This is a genomic window from Arenibacter antarcticus (assembly GCF_041320605.1).
GTDB classification, from domain to species: Bacteria; Bacteroidota; Bacteroidia; order Flavobacteriales; family Flavobacteriaceae; genus Arenibacter; species Arenibacter antarcticus.
The window spans coordinates 526,227-544,759 of sequence record NZ_CP166679.1 but is presented as its reverse complement, the minus strand read 5'-3'; the positions used below and the strand labels follow the sequence as shown (position 1 = coordinate 544,759).

Sequence of the window (18,533 nt, the reverse complement as noted above, 5' to 3'; positions counted from 1 at the left end):
GGCCTAAAGGCAAGTGGCCATTTAGTCCTTGCTATTTTTTAATAACTCCCGTATTTATCCGGGAGCTTTAGGGGAAAGAACACACAGGGGTTTTAGGACAAACCCGGCATAGGTAGATCTTCTTGGCCCATGGGTATTTCCAGTTATGGTCTATACGCTTAAATCAAATCATTTTTTAAAATCGCCCATTTTTAAATTTTCCCTACATTTGCTGCTCATGAAACTACGCTTATTTCTCTTATGCTGTCTTTGGACGGCATTTTGTATTTCACAGGACCGTAAAGAAACCAAGAGATATACCTTGGATGTCAGCCAGTATTACGGTTCGGTGCTCTTGCACAATAATTATATTTCCCATTTAATTACTTCACATCCCGGCGGACTTATAGCAGGCTTTAACCGTAAGAACTATGGAGACAAGGAATGGCATCAGATCTTTAATTATCCGGATACGGGGGTTTCTTTTGTGTACCAAAATATGAACAATAGTACCCTGGGGGAGAATTTTGGACTGTATGCGCACTATAATTTTTATTTTTTAAATAGGAATCTACAGTTTAGACTGGGGCAAGGGGTGGCCTATAATACCCACCCTTTTGATAAGCATAAAAATTTCAGGAACAACGCTTATGGAACGCATTTGTTGAGTTCTACCTATATTATGCTGAACTACCACAAGGAAAATATTTTTGAGGGCTTGGGGTTTAAGGCTGGTTTGTCGGTAATCCATTATTCTAACGCTAATGTAAGGGCACCTAATACGTCTACAAACACACTTGCGCTTAATGTTGGGCTCACCTATGATTTGGATGGTGGTGTGGAAAAAGAGTATCTAAGAACTACAGATAGGGCAAAAGTAACGGAGCCAGTAAAGCTTAATCTTGCGTTTAGAACTGGGATAAATGAAAGCGATGTAGTAGGTTCGGGTCAATATGCATTTTATGTTTTTTCGGCCTATGCCGATAAACGTTTGGGAAGGCTTAGTGCCATCCAGTTGGGAACCGATGTGTATTTTTCCAATTTTTTAAAGGAATTGATACGGTACCAATCGGTTGCCTTTCCGGAATACGGCGTTCAACCCGATGACGATTTTAAACGTGTAGGGATATTTTTAGGGCATGAATTGTTTGTTAATAAAATGTCGGTGATTTCCCAGGTGGGCTATTATGTGTATTATCCTTTCGATTTTGAAGGAAGGGTGTACAATAGGATGGGATTAAAACGATATTTTTCAGACAAAATCTATGGTGCCATCACCCTAAAATCGCACGGAGCCAAGGCCGAAGCAGTAGAATTTGGAATTGGGATAAGGCTTTAACAAAGCTGTTGTTCCGGAGGGAATAAGAGGGATAGAAGGGCCAAGGAAAACCTAAAGCTCTTGATATTAGATGAGTAAGCCCAATAAAGGACTCGAAAATAATGGTGAACTAGATTAGGATTTAATCAGCCCAGTGCTTTATAAGTGCCTAATTTATTTTAATTTGAATATGACGAATTTACATATAAGGGATTTTTTTAGATGGAGTGTGTTGATGGTTCTTCCTATTTTAGTATGGAACTGCAACAGTGAAAATGCGTCCGACTGCTTTCAAAATGCTGGATCCATCACAAAGGAAACTGTGGAAGTGCCCGAATTCACCAAAATTACCGTCTACGAAAATGTGCAACTTACCATAAAACAGGGGGCAACCACAAAAGTTGAAGTAGAAACAGGAAAATATTTACGGAATGATGTTTCTGTTACGGTAGAAGAAGGGCGATTACTACTTCGGGATACCAACTCCTGTAATTTTACCCGTAAATACGGGATTACCCATGTTTATGTTACCGTGCCTAATCTTACAGAGGTTAGAAGCAGTACGGGGATGGCAATTAAAAGCGATGGGGTGTTGGCCTTTCCTAATCTGGAGCTCATTTCGGAGAGTTTTAACGATCCAGAAGCTAAGTTTACCAGTGGGGAATTTAATTTGGATCTGGATACCCAAAAGGTGAGTATCGTTTCTAATGGTATCTCCTATTATAATTTACGGGGGAAAACCAATAATTTAAGCATTCTATTTGCCGCAGGGGATTCGCGCTTGGAGGCGGAATCGTTAATGGCAAATACAGTAAATTTTAACCATAGGGGCTCCAATGATATGCGTATTAATCCCCAAATATCCTTAAAAGGTACCTTGCGAGGTACTGGGGATGTAGTAAGTTTTAATAGGCCAGCCGAAGTAGATGTGGAGCAATTGTATAAAGGAGCGCTGATCTTTATAGACCAAGAGTAGGACTTATATCCAAATTGGTGTGATTGAGGTGTATCCTGTTCCGGAATTCAAGTAGAAAAGCAGAGGAGCGAACAGCTTTTCTTGAGGGAAACGGGGTCTTAGGTTTGTAAAATAACCCAATTAAACCGATCTGATAATCATCAAAATAGCGTACTAATTCATTAGTCATCACATGAATCCCATTCTGAAATATATACGGAATATTTTTGCTTCCCAACGGGAAATGGGAAGGGATGCGCACTTATCGGGAAAAGAGAAGGCAGATTTATTACTACAACAACTTATTGAAGATAAATGTGTTCCCGGGCTTGCAATTAGTGTGCGTAAAAACAATCGGGTTTATTTTCAAAAAGGCTATGGATTTGCCAATTTGGAACAGGAAATTCCAATAGACCCCCTAAAAACGGTATTTAGGGTGGCCAGTGTTTCCAAACCCATTGCAGCAACTGCCTTGGCCACTATGGTGGCGGACAGAAAATTGGATTTGGATGCTTCTTTTTATAATTATGTCCCCTATTACCCTAAAAAAGAATATGATTTCACCCTACGCCAATTGGCGGGGCATACTGCTGGAATTAGAGGATATAGAGGTGCGGAATACGGACTGAACCTTCCTATGGGAATTAGGGAGAGCCTTAGCCTATTCCAAGACGATGCGCTTGTTTTTAAACCGGGAACCCAATACCTTTATTCGAGTTATGATTGGGTTTTAATTTCCTTGGCCATCGAAGAAGTCAGTGGAATTCCTTTTGCAGATTATGTTCAGGAGAAGGTGCTAAAACGCTTCGAGTTAGTGGACACGTTTCCCGAAATTCCAAGGGAGAACTTTTCCAATAAGGCAACTTTCTATTCTAGGTACAGACTGGGGTTTAGAAAGGCCATTCAAGTAGACAACCGTTTTAAATTGGCCGGAGGCGGATATTTATCCACCTCGTCCGATGTCGCGCATTTTGGGCAGGCATTTTTGGATGCTTCCCTAGGTGAAGATCCAGTGATGTCTCAATTTCTCGCCGCTACGTTTATCAACGGCGAATCTACTTATTACGGATTGGGATGGCAGGTGAGCGAGGATAAAATGGGTAGGCCCTATTTTGGTCACGTAGGTAATGGTATAGGCGGATACGCTGTGTTTTATGTGTATCCAGATGAGGATATGGTGTTTTCTATTCTAATTAATTGCACCAACCCGAGAGTAGAAGAAATTTTGGAGGAGGCAGTGTCCTTGTTGATTTGTGGAAAAAAGGGTTAATAATCTTTTATCATTAATGGGATTAAAAAGAATTTTAATAATAATCGGTGCCTGCGCAACCCAATTGGAAGATAATCGTCTATAGAAGGAACAATATTCAATACTTCCTTTAAATGGAATAGGACAAAGCATCTTTTAGGAGGTTATAATGGAAGGTGTAAAACTCAATTGAAATAAATACAAAATACATGATAAAGCGTTGGATGCTATTTTCTTTGATAGGCGGCTTGGTGATTTCCTGCCATAATAGTGAGGATAACTTCTCGGAAATAAAACAGATTGGTTATGGCACCTCCTTTGGTATGTGTGTTGGATATTGTACTATGAATATACAATTAACACCAGAGAAGGTGGTTTATTCCCGCTCTGGATGGAATGATCAGGTAGCACCTATTAGCTGTTCGGATAACGTGACTAAAGCTAGTTGGAATTCCCTTGTAAATGGGATTGATTTTAAAGAGATAGTTACACTTCCGGAAATTATTGGTTGTCCCGACTGTGCCGATGGAGGTGCGGAATGGGTGGAGCTTGAATTCTCCTCTGGGCAAAGGGCGAAAATAACCTTTGAATATGGAAATGAGCCTGAAAATTTAGAAATGCTTATCAACAAATTACGGGAGCAACAGGAAAAGGCTATCAATTGTGGTGAATTTTTAAAAAAGGAGTAGTGCATTTTGGTTTGTTGGGCAATGCAATTTTAGAATCGAATTAATTTACCAATCCTTAAGGTAGGTTTCTTGGCTAAATTATTTATCTTCATGGCTTGGTTAAAAATTAATAGAAATAAACATGAAAAAAATTATTGCCCTATTTGTATTCGCTCTTGCGATATCTTCTTGTAAAATGAATCCCAAAACGGATTCCGACAAAACCACAGTTGAAACCACAGCGAAAACCGAATCTGAGGATTGGATCTATCTTTTCGACGGTACTACTACTGAAGGATGGCGTGCCTATAACGGTGACTCCTTGCCTCCAGGTTGGGTTGTAAAGGATAGTACGTTGACTTTTGATACCGAACTGGGATTGGAACAGGATTATACCGGTGGAAAGGATATTATCTATGGTACCGAAGAATTCGACAATTTTGAGTTGTATGTGGAATGGAAATTGCCAAAAGGTGGCAATAGTGGTATTTTTTATCACCTAAAAGAAAATATACCCAATGAAGGTCCAGCAACTATTTCCCCGGAATATCAGTTAATCGATGATGAAAATTATGCTTCGATTCACGACCTTACCGAATATAATTTAAGCTTGGGGAATACAGAGAATCCAGCTGCGCTACAGCCGCTACAACAGACAGCATCTGACTATGCCATGCATGCTGCAGATCCGGCTAAAAAAGTTCTGCACCCAGTTGGGGAGTGGAATACTACCAAGATAGTTTTTACCCCAGAAAAAGTAGAACACTGGCTTAATGGACAAAAAGTATTGTCGTTTGTGCCTTGGTCTGACGAGTGGTACAATAAAAAAAATACAGGAAAGTGGAAAAATGCTGAAAACTATGGTCGATTTAAAACTGGCTATATTGGTTTTCAAGATCATTCCAGCCCTATATGGTTTAAGAATGTAAAAATCAGAAAACTATAACCGCAACTTTAGGAATACCGGAGAAAGAGGATACTGAAGGACGTCGACTTTCGTAAAAAAATTGGTTTACGATAATAAGAAGTCTAACCACTAGTACAACTATCCCCACCTATTGATACCAACTAATAATTTCAAGAAATGAAAAAAAGAGACTTTCTAAAAAGCACCGCAGCACTGGGTTTAACAGCGCTTTTGCCTACCTCGCTCTGGGCCTTGTCTAAGAATGGACGACTAAGGACCGCACATATAGGGGTTAGTAATATGGGGGGAGCAGACCTTGCTTCTATATCCTCCCATCCTTTGGTAGATGTAGTTGCCTTGTGCGATGTGGATGCCAATGCTTTGGCCGAGGCCAAAAAATTACACCCCAATGCAACCACCTATAAAGATTATAGGGTGATGTTAAAAGAGTTGAAGAGCGGCATTGATGCTGTTATTGTATCTACTCCGGACCATACCCATGCTCCTGCCTCTATGATGGCTATGGAGATGGGGAAGCCAGTCTACTGTCAAAAACCCCTTACCCATCATGTGGTGGAAGCAAGGGCAATGCGCAAAATGGCAAAAGAAAAGAATTTGGTAACCCAAATGGGAATCCAAGTGCATTCTTTTTACGATTATAAATTAGCTACCTTATTGATCCAATCCGGAATCATCGGAAAAGTAAGCACGGTAAGAGCTTGGTCACCAAAAAATTGGGGTTATGACGGTCCAGAGCCCAAAGGGTCGGATCCAGTACCTGAGAATTTAGATTGGAACCTGTGGTTGGGGACTTCCGCAGAGCGACCTTACAAAGAAGGTTACTACCATCCAGGAAATTGGAGAAAATTGTTGGACTACGGGTGTGGTACCTTGGGAGATATGGGTGTGCATATTTTTGATACTCCTTACAATGCCTTGCAATTGGATGTTCCTATGACCATTACAAATAAATGTAGGAAACCTAATGGATTTGGATTCCCTGAGAAAAATACAGTTACCTATACCTTTCCCGAAACCCCGTATACCGCAGAAACATTAAAATGGGTCTGGTATGATGGCGCTGGAGCCCCCGAAAAGCACAAGGACCTTGTGCTGCCCAATAATGATAAACTTCCAGAACAGGGAGCCATGTTTATAGGTGAAAAAGGAAGCTTGTTGTTGCCTCACTTTATGGAGCTTCCGCGGCATATTGTAGATGGGAAATATCAGGAACTTGATCTTTCTGTTATAAAGGAATCTGACAATTTGGGCGAACCAGTCAAGAGTTATGATGAAGAAGGGAACAAGCATTACCATCAATTTGTGGATGCCTGTTTGGGTAAGGCGGAATGCAGTGCCCCTTTTGAGTACTCGGCGCGACTTACAGAAACTATTTTGTTGGGCGTAATTGCCGGGCGTTTCCCTAATAAAACATTACATTGGGATAGCAAGTCGGCTAAATTTTCAGAACCAGAGGCAAATAAATTTTTGGATGCCCCATACCGGGAGTTTTAATTTTTTATTGCATAATTAAGAAACAGTCCAAATTTAAGGCTTGGTATGCTATCCTTCTAAAGGAAGTGTACCAAGCTTTTTTTGTTCTAGAATTATTGGGATTTCGAAGGCTATGCTGCTATAGCGCAGCCTTTAGTTTACTCGGTTTATCGAAATTTATTATTGTAATTTACATCAAATTTAAATTATGTATCAACTAACGTATCAGTCAACGGCTATGTCGCATATTTCAGAGGAAGACATTAAAGCCATATTGGAATCCGCGCGAAATAGAAATAATATTTTGGAGGTAACTGGTTGTTTGGTATTTCATAATTTTAGATTTGTACAAATCATAGAAGGAAAAAAGAAACAAATCAAAACTTTGTTTGCGGATATTGAGCGAGATAAAAGACACTTCGATGTGGAGTTATTGTGGGAAGGCAATATTCAAGAGAGGGGTTTTAGTGATTGGAATATGGCCTATTATAAGCCTGCTGAGAAGAAGGTAAACGAGTCGGATCTTAGAAATTTTGAACGAAACTTATTGTTGCTTTCAGAGCTTTCAGAATCTACCACTGCAACTTTGGGTATGTTTTGGGTTGGGGTGCAAAAACTTTTAGTAGAGAATGCACATTAAACAGGAGGCCTGTTTTTTAGTCTTAAACTATAATTTGCTTAGTTTATACAATACAATAGAAGAATAGAATGAAGAAAGGGATCAGGTCTTTTTTCTTGTTGGTAACTGCTATCTGGTTTGGAATAGGTTGCCAAGATAAGGACCCAAATAAAATAACAGTTGCTGCCGCTGCCAACATGCAATTACCAATGGAGCAAATTGTGAAAAAATACACCGAGACTTACGGTATTGATTGCGATTTGATCATTGGATCCTCTGGTAAATTAACGGCCCAAATTGTTGAGGGTGCCCCTTATGATATTTTTGTAGCTGCCAATATGAAATATCCTGAAGCGGTATATGCAGCAGGCAAGGCCAAGGATCTACCTAAAATATATGCAAACGGTAAATTAGTGTTATGGTCTTTGACCCATGAAAGCCCTATTTCTATAAACACCCTTAAGGAACCGCAAATAAATCATATTGCTTTGGCGAATCCCAAAACAGCACCCTATGGGGTTGCGGCAAAGCAGGTGCTTCAGTATTATGGCCTTTATGATAGTCTAAAAGACAAACTGGTATATGGTGAGAGCATTGCCCAGACCAATCAATTCATCACCTCTAAAGCGGCGCAAATTGGATTTACCGCTATGTCTACCGTAATGTCACAGGCTATGCGGAACAAGGGGATGTGGGTGGCGATGGACCCAGAGCATTACACTTTAATAAGTCAAGGGATAGTGCTAATAAAAAGAGAAAGGGATAATGAAATGGAGGTACAAGGGTTTTATGACTTTCTTTTCTCTGAGGAAGCCAAAGAGGTATTGAAAGATTTTGGATATTTGATGGATGAATAGTTTTCAGGGCAATATTTCAAAAATAAAAACCAAAGGCAACCTGTCCTTGGTTACGATTACTCTTGGTAATCAGGTAGACTGGGTATCTGTAGTTTTGGATACGCCTAGCACTGCGCCGTATATGATTCTTGGAAATGAGGTGAAAGTGTTGTTTAAGGAAACTGAAGTAATCCTTGGTATTCAGCAAAGGAACCAAATCAGTGTAGAGAATTGTATAGAGGGGATCCTTAAGAGTATAGAAAGAGGGGAAATTTTAAGTAGATTGGTAGTGACTACAGCTATTGGCGAGCTGGTTGCGGTAGTGGGTTCCAATAGTGTAGAAAGATTAGAGTTAGTGGCTAACCAGGATGTAACAGCATTGGTAAAGATGAATGAGATTATACTAGCACCATAATGGATTGGCAACCTCTAATACTAACATTTAAATTGGCCGTTGTTACGACCATTATTCTCTTGGTGCTTTCTATTCCCATCGCCAGTTGGTTGTCCACTACCAAATCCAAGATCAAACCAATTGTAGAAACCTTGGTGAGTATGCCATTGGTGTTACCGCCTACGGTCTTAGGTTTTTATATGCTGGTAGCTTTCAGTCCCTCTAATTTTTTTGGGAACTGGTTAAATGAATGGCTGGGGATAAGACTTATTTTTTCTTTTGGGGGGCTTGTAGTGGCTTCTATAATTTATAGTTTGCCCTTTATGGTACAACCTATTCAAGCTGGGTTGTCTTCGCTTCCAGTTACTTTAAAAGAGGCAGCCTATACTATGGGGAAATCCAAACGTACTACCTTGTTTAAAATATTATTGCCCAATATTAAATCCTCACTATTAACTGGGATTGTGTTGACTTTTGCCCATACGGTGGGCGAATTTGGAGTGGTCCTGATGATCGGGGGCAATATGCCCGGGAAGACCAAAGTGGCATCCATTGCCATATATGATGAGGTAGAAGCCCTTAATTACACCGCCGCCAATAATTATTCTATGATTCTCTTTGCGATTACCTTTATTATTCTGCTCCTGGTATACCTTACTAATGGGGGCTATCTAAAACGCTTTGCCCGATGATTGAAATTAGTCTGTCCAAAAAATTACAATCCTCGGGAGGGAGTATGCTCTTGGATTTGGAATTGAAAATTGAAAAGGGGCAGTTTGTTACGTTGTACGGAGTTTCAGGAGCTGGAAAAACCTGTACCTTACGATTGCTGAGCGGCCTGCTGACTCCAGATAAAGGTCGTATCGTAGTTCATGGAACCCCTTGGTTTGATGGGGAAAAGAAAATAAATCTGCCGCCCCAGCAACGAAAACTAGGGTATGTATTTCAAGATTACGCCCTTTTCCCCAATATGACGGTCCGAGAAAATTTGGAGTTCGCCCTTCAAAAAGGGCAACCTAAATCCATAGTACGGGAATTGGTAGACATTGTGGAATTAGGTGAATTTTTAGATCGAAACCCCAGTAACTTATCTGGAGGGCAACAACAACGAGTAGCACTGGCCAGAGCCTTGGTGCAGCGTCCGGAAATTTTGATTCTGGACGAACCTCTATCCGCTTTGGACCATAAAATGAGATTTAAGCTTCAAGAATATTTATTAAAAGTACATAGTGCATATAACCTGACTACAATTTTGGTTAGTCATAATATTGGGGAAATTGTAAAGCTCTCCGATTTTGTTTACGAGCTGCACAACGGCAGGGTTATTCGTGAAGGAAAGGCCCTGGAGTTTTTTAGTTCGGAAAGGAGCAGTGCTAAATTTCGGTTTACAGGGGAAGTAATACAAATAGAAGAGGAGGAGGTGATCTATGTAGTTTCCGTTTTGGTGGGCAATTCGGTGGTGAAAGTAGTATCCGATAGGGAGGAAGCCCTAAAATTAAAATTGGGGGACCAAGTATTTGTAGCGTCCAAAGCTTTTAATCCACTTATAGAACGGATATAGGCAAGAACTGAAGTACATCTAGTCTCAGGGGATAGGGGAGGAATACAACTGCGTCAGTTGGTGATACTCTTATGAAAATTATCGTTTTCTATGGGCAGTACGGAACCTATTGTGTCAATTCGCTAAAGAGGCTTTCCAAGTTTTTGTTTTTTCTGATTAGCTGTAAGGTTTTAAGTTGGTTGTCATGGGCAAAGTCGAATACCGCTGGCCGCATATCTTTTTGGGTGTCAAAGGTGATTTCATAAACAAAACCTCCTATATTCTTGACTTTTACCGCCTGTTCCAAGTTTTTCAAGAAAGCCTCTTCAACCCTAAAGTCGAACTCCACCACCAAGACTTGTTCTTCCTCCTCTCTAAGGTCCGATAGGGTTTTGTCGGCCACTATTTTTCCCTTGCTAATAATGATTACCCGATCACATACCGCTTCCACTTCTTTCATGACGTGTGTGGATAAAAAAATGGTTTTGTCCTTTCCTATTTCTCTAATCAGATTTCTAATTTCCAGCAGTTGGTTAGGATCCAGTCCGGTAGTAGGTTCGTCCAGTATCAATACCTCGGGGTCGTGCAATAGTGCAGCAGCCAAGCCAACTCTTTGTCGGTATCCTTTGGAAAGTTGCCCTATTTTTTTATGTGCTTCGGGCATTAATCCGGTCTGTTCCAATACTATTTGGATTCTTTCCTTGTCCACTTTGTATACATCGGCATTAAAACCGAGGTATTCCTTTACGTACATATCTAGATAAAGCGGATTGTGTTCTGGAAGGTACCCAATACTTTTTCGAACGTTTTTGGCCTCTGTTGTCACGTTATGGGAATTCACTTCCGCGCTGCCTTGGTCCGGGCTGTAATAGGTGGTCAAGATCTTCATCATCGTAGATTTACCTGCCCCGTTTGGGCCCAAAAAGCCAACAATTTCTCCCTTGTTAATGGTAAACGAAATATCGTTTAATGCTAATTGATCGCCAAAGGATTTAAAAATGTTTTTTGTTACAATAGACATAAAGTTGCTTTTTATCAAAAATAAGGCAAATTCGCCAATCCCTGTTGTTTAGGTGAATTGATCCGTTAAGTTTATCAATAAATTCCCATTGATTTTGCTCTGACGTTTGTCTGTTTTAAGAAGTTTTTTGTTTGGGAAGGGGATGGTAAATATTGGAAATAAGACTATTATGAAATAGTGTAGGTGTGGGATTCGTAATTTAGGTGGGAAATAGGGGCTGATTCCCTAAATTTGCATCCCTAAAACTTATAAATGTAAAAAAAGAATATTTTTGACGCGGAGTTTTAGAATTAATTACTACTTTAGCCCAAGTTTTACGAGAAAATGACAAAGCAATATTTCTGGAATGGTTTTTATTTTTACTTCTTTTTTCAAAGAGGCATGGGACTGTTCTAGCGTATTTTAAATGTATATATAGATAGAAGTCCCGTGAAAACCGGGACTTTTTTTTTGGAATTAACTAGAGTAAATTTTTCTTGGAAATAAATATAAATGGCATTAAAAATTGCAATACAGGGTATAAAGGGTTCTAATCACCACCAAGTGGCCAAGGACTATTTTGGGGATAACGTAGACTTTGTGGAATGTTCTTCCTTTGATGATTTAGTAGATCATTTATTGTTGAAAACTGCAGATAGTGGCGTAATGGCTATAGAGAATTCTATAGCGGGATCCATTATTCCTAATTATGCACTGGTATTCAGTAAAAATTTGCATATAATAGGGGAGCGCTATTTAAAGATTCATCACCATTTAATGGCCTTAAAAGGTCAGACTTTGGAGGATATCAAAGAAGTGCATTCGCATCCAATGGCCTTATTGCAATGTAAGGAGTTTTTTAGGGATTATAGGCATATAAAGTTGGTAGAGGATGTAGATACTGCCGAGACTGCTAAAAGAATCCGAGAGAACCAGTTAACGGGAATTGCTGCCATTGCGCCAAAAGTGGCTGCAGATCTCTACGATCTAGAGGTTATTCAGAGTGATATACAGACCATTAAAGAGAATTCTACACGGTTTATAATTGTTAAAACACAGAACAAGGTTTGGCCAGAAGAGGAGATAAATAAAGCCTCTATACGTTTTTTAACGGATCATAAAAGAGGAAGTTTGGCAACGATTTTAAATGTGATGAGCGATTGTAATCTCAACCTCACCAAAATCCAGTCCTTGCCAGTTATTGAGATGCCGTGGAAATATTCCTTTTTCGTGGATGTGACCTTTGAAAAATTTAAAAACTTTGAAAAAGCAAAAACCTTACTAGAAATTATGGCAGATGAATTTAAAGTATTGGGGGAATATAAAAATGCTAGAGGGTTATGAAAATCGCAGATAGGTTAAATTCGATCGAGGAATACTACTTTTCTAAAAAATTAAGAGAAGTTAGGGGATTAATGGCAGAGGGTAGGCCAGTGATAAATATGGGAATAGGGAGTCCTGATATGGCGCCTTCCCAAGCTGTTTTAGATGCAGTTACGGAGGCAATTGTCCATGAAGGGGCACACCAATATCAGAGTTATCAAGGATTGCCCGAACTTAGGGAATCGTTTGCTGGGTTTTATCGTAATAAGTTTAATGTGACTATAGACCCCCAAACTGAGGTATTGCCATTAATGGGCTCCAAAGAGGGAATTATGCACATCAGTATGGCCTTTTTAAATAAGGGAGATGAAGCGTTGATCCCCAATCCTGGATATCCCACCTATACCTCAGTTACCAACCTTGTAGAGGCTGTACCTCGTTACTATGATCTAGTGGAGGATAATGGATGGTTCCCAGATTTAGTAGCCTTGGAAGCCCAGGACCTTTCCAAAGTAACCATAATGTGGACCAGTTACCCGCATATGCCCACTGGGGCTACGGCTACTGTTGCCCAATTGGAGGAATTGGTGGCCTTTGCTAAAAGGAATGATATTTTATTGGTAAATGACAACCCCTATAGCTTTGTGTTGAACGAACACCCTATCAGTATTTTGAGGATTGAGGGAGCTAAAGAGGTGGCTCTAGAGCTAAACTCTCTTAGTAAGACCTTTAATATGGCTGGATGGAGAGTAGGGATGGTATTGGGAGGTGCTAACCATATCGATGCTATTTTAAAAGTGAAGAGCAATATGGATTCGGGGATGTTCTACGGTATCCAAAAAGGAGCTATAGCTGCCTTGAACAGTGATGATACTTGGTTTCAGGAATTAAGCAGGGTGTATAACGAGCGCAGGGAGCTGATGTTTAAGTTGGCAGATAAATTGAACTGTGTATATGACAAAAATGCCGTTGGAATGTTTGTTTGGGCAAAATTGCCCGAAGGAATCTCCTCAGCGGAAAAATTTATAGATGAGGTGCTTTACGAGAAAAATATCTTTATTACTCCAGGGACTATATTTGGGAGTAATGGGGAGGGGTATATAAGATTCTCCCTTTGTGTATCGACCGATAAAATTAAAGAGGCAATAAATAGATTTTAAAACTTAAAAATAAATGAAGTTGGGTTGGTGATGTGTTAGATGACATTGATCTAGTTTTGTTTGTAGAGGGTATAAGTAACATAGGTATGAATGTATTTGTAGTAGGAATTGGATTAATTGGAGGCTCTTTCGCTAAGGATATTAAGAGAGTGCGACCTAACGTCCGTATTTTTGGGGTAGATACCAATGAGCGTCATTTGGAGGAGGCATTGTCTCTTTCCTTGATCGATGAAAAAGCGGATTATAGTCGACTAGCCGAGGCGGATTTTGTAATTGTGAGTATTCCTGTAGATGTTATGGTGCGGGAACTGCCCATTATTTTAGAAGCCATAAATGAGGACACCATAGTTATGGATGCAGGTTCTACAAAATCGTTAATATGCAAAACCTTGGAGAACCATCCCAATAGAAGGAACTATTTGGCCTGTCATCCCATTGCAGGAACAGAATTCTCTGGGCCCTCTGCGGCAATTGAGGGGTTGTATCAAGGGAAGACGAATATTATTTGCGAGATAGAGAAAACGGCTTTCAAACAGCAGGAAAGGGCGTTAGAGCTGTTTCAGCAGTTGGGAATGAGAATTAGATATATGAATCCCGAAGCGCATGACAAGCATATTGCCTATGTTTCGCATTTATCACATATCAGTTCCTTTATGTTAGGAAAGACGGTTATAGACAAAGAGAGAAATGAACGTGATATTTTTGACATGGCGGGAAGTGGATTTGAAAGCACTGTGCGATTGGCAAAAAGTTCGCCAGCCATGTGGACCCCGATTTTTAAGCAGAACCGGGAAAATGTAATTGAAACCTTAGGAGAGTATATAGGGAACCTAAAACTCTTTAAAAAAATGTTGGAAGAAGATGATTACGAAGGCATTTATAATGAGATGTGCAATACCAATAGAATAAAGGAAATATTAAACGGAATACCACTTAATAAACAATAAGTATAGAAATGGAAAATTCAAAACAAATGAGAACTTGGTTGGACGATATGAAATTGGACCATCCATTAGTAATCGCCGGACCTTGTAGTGCGGAGACGGAAGAGCAGGTAATGCGAATTGCCAACGAATTAAAGGATACCGATGTTAATTACTTTAGGGCCGGAATTTGGAAACCAAGAACGCGTCCTGGTATGTTTGAAGGAGTAGGAGCTTTAGGTTTAAAGTGGTTGCAAAAGGTGAAAAAGGAAACCGGAATGAAAACCGCTACTGAGGTAGCTAACCGAGCACACGTAGAATTAGCTTTGGAGCACGATATAGATTTGCTATGGATCGGAGCCCGTTCTACGGTAAGTCCATTCATTGTTCAAGAAATTGCAGATGCCTTAGAAGGAACTGATAAAATAGTATTGATCAAAAACCCAGTAAATCCAGATTTAGCCTTGTGGTTAGGTGCAGTAGAGCGCTTGTACACGGCTAATATTAAGAACTTGGGAGTAATACACAGAGGGTTTTCTACCTATGAAAAGTCCAAATACAGAAATATCCCTGAATGGCAAATGGCTATTGAATTGCAGACCAAATTTCCAGATCTGCCAATAATCAATGATCCTTCCCATATTACAGGTAAGCGCGATATGATCTTTGATGTTTCCCAAACTGCATTGGACCTCAATTTTGATGGTTTAATGATTGAGACCCATTACGATCCGGACAATGCTTGGAGCGATGCCGCACAGCAAGTTACTCCAGCCAAATTAGTTCAGATAATGAGAGACCTGAAGATTAGGAAGGAAACCAACTTGGAAATGGATTACACAAATAACTTGAACAACCTTAGGGCACAGATAGATGTTATTGATAATCAAGTAATCGAAATTCTTGGAAAAAGAATGAAGATTTCCGACAGTATTGGAGCCTTGAAGAAACAAAAGAATGTTGCTGTATTGCAAAGTAATCGATGGAATGCCATCTTAGGAAATATGATCCTAGAAGGAGAATCTAAAGGGTTGAGCGAAGAGTTCATTTTAAAGATGTTCAAAGCAATCCACCAAGAATCTATTAATCATCAAGAAAAAATCATAAACTTCTAAGTGTTGAGGTAAAGCTTATAAGACACACATGACAAGCGTGGATTAGGTGTCGATTTTAGCGGAACTAAATGCTAAATTTTTGATTTTTAGAGTCATAAAAAAACCCGCTTTTTGCGGGTTTTTTTGTTGGTGGGCATGGAGTTTAGTGGTAGCCGTAAAAATAGAGGCGCCTTTATTAGGGAGCCCTATATTTCTTCAATGGATCCGTTTGTTGGAGATCTGACCAATAACAGCCACGTACCCCAAAAAAAGTTAATTCTTTCCTTAATAAAGTGTAACAAAACAACTTTTGTTACATCTTTATCAAAAATATTAAGTACAAAAACTGCTAAGATTTATTTCTTGGGTAGGTAAAATAGAAGACTATGAAAATAAAAAGTTTAGTTGTTCTGGGTGTAATGTTGGTATCCTTTACCATGGTTTCTCAGCGCATAGTGGAAAAGGCTGTTGGAGATTTTAACGAAATAAAAGTGTACGATCTTATTGCGGTGAACCTTATTAAATCTGATGAAAACAAAGTGTTGATTAAAGGAGATAATGCAGATGACCTACAGCTTATAAACAAAAATGGGACCCTTAAAATAAAAATGGTATTGAATAAAATATTTCATGGGGAAAATACTTTTGTTGAGGTGTATTTTAAGGAGATCGATTTGATCGATGGCAATGAAGGTGCTAGAATTACAGTAAACGAAACTCTCGTTCAGCAGTCTATAACCTTAAAGACTCAGGAAGGGGCTAAAATCAAAGTCGGGCTAAATGTAGGTCAGGTCGACTCAAGATCCGTTACCGGAGGAATTGTGGAGGCATCTGGGAAAACCAAAAATTTAAAGGTGGTACTTAATACCGGTGGTATTTTTGAAGGTAAACCACTGTTGAGTGATAAGGCGAGTGTTAAAATCACCGCTGCTGGGGAGGCTACAATCTATGCCACAGATAAGGTAGATGTAAATGTGAAAGCTGGTGGAGATGTTGTGGTTTACGGAAATCCTAAAGAGGTGAACAAGAATACCTTCGCAGGAGGTAGAGTGAAAATCATGAATTAATTTGCCTAGCAATTGGTAGTGTTTTCAACAAAGGTGTTTGTGTAAGGCTTTTATCGAAAAGGCATAACTAGCGGTATTATAAAACTAAAGTTGTTTCTTTGTAAAATAAAAGTCTAATGCATTTATGAAAGGAACCGTTTATAAATCTACCGGCAGTTGGTACACCGTAAAATCCAAGGAAGGAGTCTTCTATGAATGTCGGATTAAAGGGAAATTTCGACTTAAAGGAATAAAGAGCACCAATCCTATTGCGGTTGGTGATGTGGTAACTTTTGACGAGGATCTCTCTGCAGAAGCACAAGGAGTTATAACGGACATTCAGGACCGCAAGAACTACATTATTAGAAAATCGGTTAACCTTTCCAAGCAAACCCATATTATTGCGGCAAATCTGGATCAGGTGTTCCTAATCGTAACCTTGAATAATCCTACGACATTTACCAGTTTTATAGATCGATTTTTGGTTACGGCAGAGGCCTATCATATCCCCGCAATTTTACTTTTCAATAAGATAGATACCTATACTACTGAAGAACTGAACGAGATTAGATACCTAGCTTCACTTTATAGGGAAGTGGGGTATCAATGTCTCGGTATATCTGCAATTACTGGGAAGAATGTAGATCAAGTGAAAGAAATGATGTTGGGGAAAACAAGTATGTTCTCTGGGCATTCCGGGGTAGGTAAATCTACCTTGGTCAATGCCATAGAACCAAAATTGGACCTAAAGACAAAAAACATATCTAGTCAGCATTTACAGGGACAACACACAACAACTTTTGCGGAAATGTTCGATCTGGAAATAGATGCGAAGATAATAGATACTCCGGGGATCAAAGGTTTTGGTATAGTGGATATGGAGAAGGAGGAGATTGGTGATTACTTTCCAGAATTTTTTAAATTGAAAGGCGAATGCAAGTTTAATAACTGCCTGCACATAGACGAACCCCAATGTGCGGTAAAAGATGCCCTAGATCAGGATAAGGTGGCCTGGAGCAGATATAAAAGCTATGTGCAGATGATTAAAGGGGAAGAAGAGAATTACAGAACTGATATATACGGCGAAAAATAATGAGGGCAGTAATCCAAAGGGTGTCACAAGCAAGTGTTACCGTTGAGGGGAAGTTAATTTCTGAGATTTCCAAGGGACTTCTAGTGCTTTTGGGGATAGAGGAGGCTGATGGGGAGGAAGATGTTGTGTGGCTTTCTAAAAAAATGATAAACCTGAGGGTTTTTGACGATGTCGAAGGGGTGATGAATGAATCCTTATTACAAGTAGATGGTGGGCTGATCATAGTGAGCCAGTTTACCCTTCAGGCCGCTGTAAAAAAAGGGAATAGGCCTAGCTATTTAAAGGCAGCCAAACCCGATATCGCCATTCCACTATATGAGCGTTTTATAGCACAAGTGGAAGCGGACCTAGGTAAAAAAGTAGGAACGGGAGTTTTTGGAGCCAACATGAAGGTGGCCTTAATAAATGATGGTCCCGTAACCATACAAATAGATACAAAGAACAGGGAATAAGTAACTTCTTCGTTTTGTTTTTGTTTATTTTTTGAGAAATGAAAATGAACGAAAATGTAATTTTGTCTAAAAATTTAAAATAATGAACATAAAGGATGCACAGCTAGCAGTTGACGAATGGATTAAGGCCCATGGGGTCCGTTATTTTAATGAGCTTACCAATATGGCCCAACTTACAGAAGAGGTAGGGGAGGTAGCCCGAATCATCGCTAGGAGATATGGGGAACAAAGTGAAAAAGAATCAGATAAAAACAAGGATCTTGGGGAAGAATTGGCAGACGTGCTTTTTGTGGTTCTGTGCTTAGCCAACCAAACTGGTATTGACTTACAGGAATCCTTTGATAAGAAATTAGATCTGAAGGCAACAAGAGATCACGATCGTCACCACAGCAATAAAAAGCTGAAATAATAGTATATTTGTAGCTTGCGTTTTTTGACCCTGATCAAAAGCCACAAAAATAATTACTATTCAGTTGTACTAAA

20 protein-coding genes are annotated in these 18,533 nt (G+C 39.6%); 19 read left to right on the top strand and 1 reads right to left on the bottom strand.

The genetic code is table 11. The annotated features are described in order from the left end of the window. Positions 1-217 precede the first annotated feature (217 nt). The 11 genes from KCTC52924_RS02335 (at position 218) to KCTC52924_RS02285 (ending at position 9,980) form a co-directional block, all read left to right on the top strand. Positions 218-1,318 carry an acyloxyacyl hydrolase gene (locus KCTC52924_RS02335; protein ID WP_251809042.1) on the top strand — a complete coding sequence of 367 codons (1,101 nt, stop codon included), beginning with the start codon at positions 218-220 and terminating at the stop codon, positions 1,316-1,318. 169 nt (positions 1,319-1,487) lie between these two features. Further along, a complete protein-coding gene (locus KCTC52924_RS02330; RefSeq protein ID WP_251809041.1) occupies positions 1,488-2,273 on the top strand; it encodes a head GIN domain-containing protein in 786 nt (261 codons plus the stop codon). A 172-nt stretch (positions 2,274-2,445) separates the two neighbouring features. Beyond that, a complete protein-coding gene (locus tag KCTC52924_RS02325) occupies positions 2,446-3,522 on the top strand; it encodes a serine hydrolase (RefSeq protein ID WP_251809040.1) in 1,077 nt (358 codons plus the stop codon). A 188-nt stretch (positions 3,523-3,710) separates the two neighbouring features. Continuing rightward, positions 3,711-4,190 (top strand): hypothetical protein, encoded by a 480-nt coding sequence (locus KCTC52924_RS02320; protein ID WP_251809039.1) that lies wholly within the window; start codon positions 3,711-3,713, stop codon positions 4,188-4,190. A 121-nt stretch (positions 4,191-4,311) separates the two neighbouring features. Beyond that, the gene (locus KCTC52924_RS02315) at positions 4,312-5,115 is read left to right on the top strand and encodes a DUF1080 domain-containing protein (RefSeq protein ID WP_251809038.1); all 804 of its coding nucleotides are present in this window, start codon (positions 4,312-4,314) and stop codon (positions 5,113-5,115) included. Positions 5,116-5,253: 138 nt separating this feature from the next. Next, complete coding sequence (locus KCTC52924_RS02310) at positions 5,254-6,591, top strand: Gfo/Idh/MocA family protein (protein ID WP_251809037.1); 1,338 nt, start codon at positions 5,254-5,256, stop codon at positions 6,589-6,591. A gap of 187 nt (positions 6,592-6,778) precedes the next feature. Next, on the top strand, positions 6,779-7,210 hold the full coding sequence (locus KCTC52924_RS02305) for a BLUF domain-containing protein (RefSeq protein ID WP_251809036.1): 432 nt from the start codon (positions 6,779-6,781) through the stop codon (positions 7,208-7,210). 68 nt (positions 7,211-7,278) lie between these two features. Further along, positions 7,279-8,046, top strand: a complete 768-nt coding sequence (modA, locus tag KCTC52924_RS02300) for a molybdate ABC transporter substrate-binding protein (RefSeq protein WP_251809035.1) — start codon at positions 7,279-7,281, stop codon at positions 8,044-8,046. After that, entirely contained in the window at positions 8,039-8,440 is a 402-nt protein-coding gene (locus KCTC52924_RS02295) for a molybdopterin-binding protein (RefSeq protein ID WP_251809033.1), read from the top strand. The genes modA and KCTC52924_RS02295 overlap by 8 nt, the downstream gene beginning before the upstream one ends. Beyond that, on the top strand, positions 8,440-9,111 hold the full coding sequence (gene modB, locus KCTC52924_RS02290) for a molybdate ABC transporter permease subunit (protein ID WP_251809032.1): 672 nt from the start codon (positions 8,440-8,442) through the stop codon (positions 9,109-9,111). The genes KCTC52924_RS02295 and modB overlap by 1 nt, the downstream gene beginning before the upstream one ends. Further along, positions 9,108-9,980, top strand: coding sequence for a sulfate/molybdate ABC transporter ATP-binding protein (locus KCTC52924_RS02285; RefSeq protein ID WP_251809031.1), 873 nt, complete (start codon positions 9,108-9,110; stop codon positions 9,978-9,980). Before modB ends, KCTC52924_RS02285 begins: the two co-directional genes overlap by 4 nt. A 106-nt stretch (positions 9,981-10,086) precedes the next feature. On the opposite strand, the gene gldA is transcribed toward KCTC52924_RS02285, so the two are convergent. Further along, positions 10,087-10,980 (bottom strand): gliding motility-associated ABC transporter ATP-binding subunit GldA, encoded by an 894-nt coding sequence (gene gldA / locus KCTC52924_RS02280; RefSeq protein WP_251809030.1) that lies wholly within the window; start codon positions 10,978-10,980, stop codon positions 10,087-10,089. A gap of 492 nt (positions 10,981-11,472) precedes the next feature. Here gldA and KCTC52924_RS02275 point away from each other — a divergent pair, with 492 nt between their 5' ends. The 8 genes from KCTC52924_RS02275 (at position 11,473) to KCTC52924_RS02240 (ending at position 18,459) form a co-directional block, all read left to right on the top strand. Next, positions 11,473-12,303 carry a prephenate dehydratase gene (locus tag KCTC52924_RS02275; RefSeq protein ID WP_251809029.1) on the top strand — a complete coding sequence of 277 codons (831 nt, stop codon included), beginning with the start codon at positions 11,473-11,475 and terminating at the stop codon, positions 12,301-12,303. Then, entirely contained in the window at positions 12,300-13,442 is a 1,143-nt protein-coding gene (locus KCTC52924_RS02270) for a pyridoxal phosphate-dependent aminotransferase (RefSeq protein ID WP_251809028.1), read from the top strand. Before KCTC52924_RS02275 ends, KCTC52924_RS02270 begins: the two co-directional genes overlap by 4 nt. A gap of 86 nt (positions 13,443-13,528) precedes the next feature. Next, the gene (locus tag KCTC52924_RS02265; RefSeq protein WP_251809026.1) at positions 13,529-14,389 is read left to right on the top strand and encodes a prephenate dehydrogenase; all 861 of its coding nucleotides are present in this window, start codon (positions 13,529-13,531) and stop codon (positions 14,387-14,389) included. Positions 14,390-14,397: 8 nt separating this feature from the next. Further along, a complete protein-coding gene (locus tag KCTC52924_RS02260; RefSeq protein WP_251809025.1) occupies positions 14,398-15,480 on the top strand; it encodes a bifunctional 3-deoxy-7-phosphoheptulonate synthase/chorismate mutase type II in 1,083 nt (360 codons plus the stop codon). A 365-nt stretch (positions 15,481-15,845) separates the two neighbouring features. After that, the gene (locus KCTC52924_RS02255) at positions 15,846-16,526 is read left to right on the top strand and encodes a head GIN domain-containing protein (protein ID WP_285903416.1); all 681 of its coding nucleotides are present in this window, start codon (positions 15,846-15,848) and stop codon (positions 16,524-16,526) included. A gap of 124 nt (positions 16,527-16,650) precedes the next feature. After that, complete coding sequence (gene rsgA, locus KCTC52924_RS02250; RefSeq protein WP_251809023.1) at positions 16,651-17,598, top strand: ribosome small subunit-dependent GTPase A; 948 nt, start codon at positions 16,651-16,653, stop codon at positions 17,596-17,598. Continuing rightward, positions 17,598-18,050: a D-aminoacyl-tRNA deacylase gene (gene dtd / locus KCTC52924_RS02245; protein WP_251809022.1), complete on the top strand. Its 453-nt coding sequence runs from the start codon at positions 17,598-17,600 to the stop codon at positions 18,048-18,050. The genes rsgA and dtd overlap by 1 nt, the downstream gene beginning before the upstream one ends. A gap of 82 nt (positions 18,051-18,132) precedes the next feature. After that, the gene (locus KCTC52924_RS02240; protein ID WP_251809020.1) at positions 18,133-18,459 is read left to right on the top strand and encodes a nucleotide pyrophosphohydrolase; all 327 of its coding nucleotides are present in this window, start codon (positions 18,133-18,135) and stop codon (positions 18,457-18,459) included. The last annotated feature ends 74 nt before the right edge of the window (positions 18,460-18,533 follow it).

Excerpts from the sequence above, each read along its gene's own strand:
- KCTC52924_RS02310 (WP_251809037.1), top strand. The coding sequence starts at position 5,254 with ATGAAAAAAAGAGACTTTCTAAAAAGCACCGCAGCACTGGGTTTAACA.
- KCTC52924_RS02320 (WP_251809039.1), top strand. The coding sequence starts at position 3,711 with ATGATAAAGCGTTGGATGCTATTTTCTTTGATAGGCGGCTTGGTGATT.
- modB (WP_251809032.1), top strand. The coding sequence starts at position 8,440 with ATGGATTGGCAACCTCTAATACTAACATTTAAATTGGCCGTTGTTACG.
- rsgA (WP_251809023.1), top strand. The coding sequence starts at position 16,651 with ATGAAAGGAACCGTTTATAAATCTACCGGCAGTTGGTACACCGTAAAA.
- KCTC52924_RS02335 (WP_251809042.1), top strand. The coding sequence starts at position 218 with ATGAAACTACGCTTATTTCTCTTATGCTGTCTTTGGACGGCATTTTGT.
- dtd (WP_251809022.1), top strand. The coding sequence starts at position 17,598 with ATGAGGGCAGTAATCCAAAGGGTGTCACAAGCAAGTGTTACCGTTGAG.
- KCTC52924_RS02315 (WP_251809038.1), top strand. The coding sequence starts at position 4,312 with ATGAAAAAAATTATTGCCCTATTTGTATTCGCTCTTGCGATATCTTCT.
- KCTC52924_RS02270 (WP_251809028.1), top strand. The coding sequence starts at position 12,300 with ATGAAAATCGCAGATAGGTTAAATTCGATCGAGGAATACTACTTTTCT.
- gldA (WP_251809030.1), bottom strand. The coding sequence starts at position 10,980 with ATGTCTATTGTAACAAAAAACATTTTTAAATCCTTTGGCGATCAATTA.
- KCTC52924_RS02305 (WP_251809036.1), top strand. The coding sequence starts at position 6,779 with ATGTATCAACTAACGTATCAGTCAACGGCTATGTCGCATATTTCAGAG.
- KCTC52924_RS02255 (WP_285903416.1), top strand. The coding sequence starts at position 15,846 with ATGAAAATAAAAAGTTTAGTTGTTCTGGGTGTAATGTTGGTATCCTTT.
- KCTC52924_RS02275 (WP_251809029.1), top strand. The coding sequence starts at position 11,473 with ATGGCATTAAAAATTGCAATACAGGGTATAAAGGGTTCTAATCACCAC.
- KCTC52924_RS02285 (WP_251809031.1), top strand. The coding sequence starts at position 9,108 with ATGATTGAAATTAGTCTGTCCAAAAAATTACAATCCTCGGGAGGGAGT.
- modA (WP_251809035.1), top strand. The coding sequence starts at position 7,279 with ATGAAGAAAGGGATCAGGTCTTTTTTCTTGTTGGTAACTGCTATCTGG.
- KCTC52924_RS02260 (WP_251809025.1), top strand. The coding sequence starts at position 14,398 with ATGGAAAATTCAAAACAAATGAGAACTTGGTTGGACGATATGAAATTG.
- KCTC52924_RS02240 (WP_251809020.1), top strand. The coding sequence starts at position 18,133 with ATGAACATAAAGGATGCACAGCTAGCAGTTGACGAATGGATTAAGGCC.
- KCTC52924_RS02330 (WP_251809041.1), top strand. The coding sequence starts at position 1,488 with ATGACGAATTTACATATAAGGGATTTTTTTAGATGGAGTGTGTTGATG.
- KCTC52924_RS02325 (WP_251809040.1), top strand. The coding sequence starts at position 2,446 with ATGAATCCCATTCTGAAATATATACGGAATATTTTTGCTTCCCAACGG.
- KCTC52924_RS02265 (WP_251809026.1), top strand. The coding sequence starts at position 13,529 with ATGAATGTATTTGTAGTAGGAATTGGATTAATTGGAGGCTCTTTCGCT.
- KCTC52924_RS02295 (WP_251809033.1), top strand. The coding sequence starts at position 8,039 with ATGAATAGTTTTCAGGGCAATATTTCAAAAATAAAAACCAAAGGCAAC.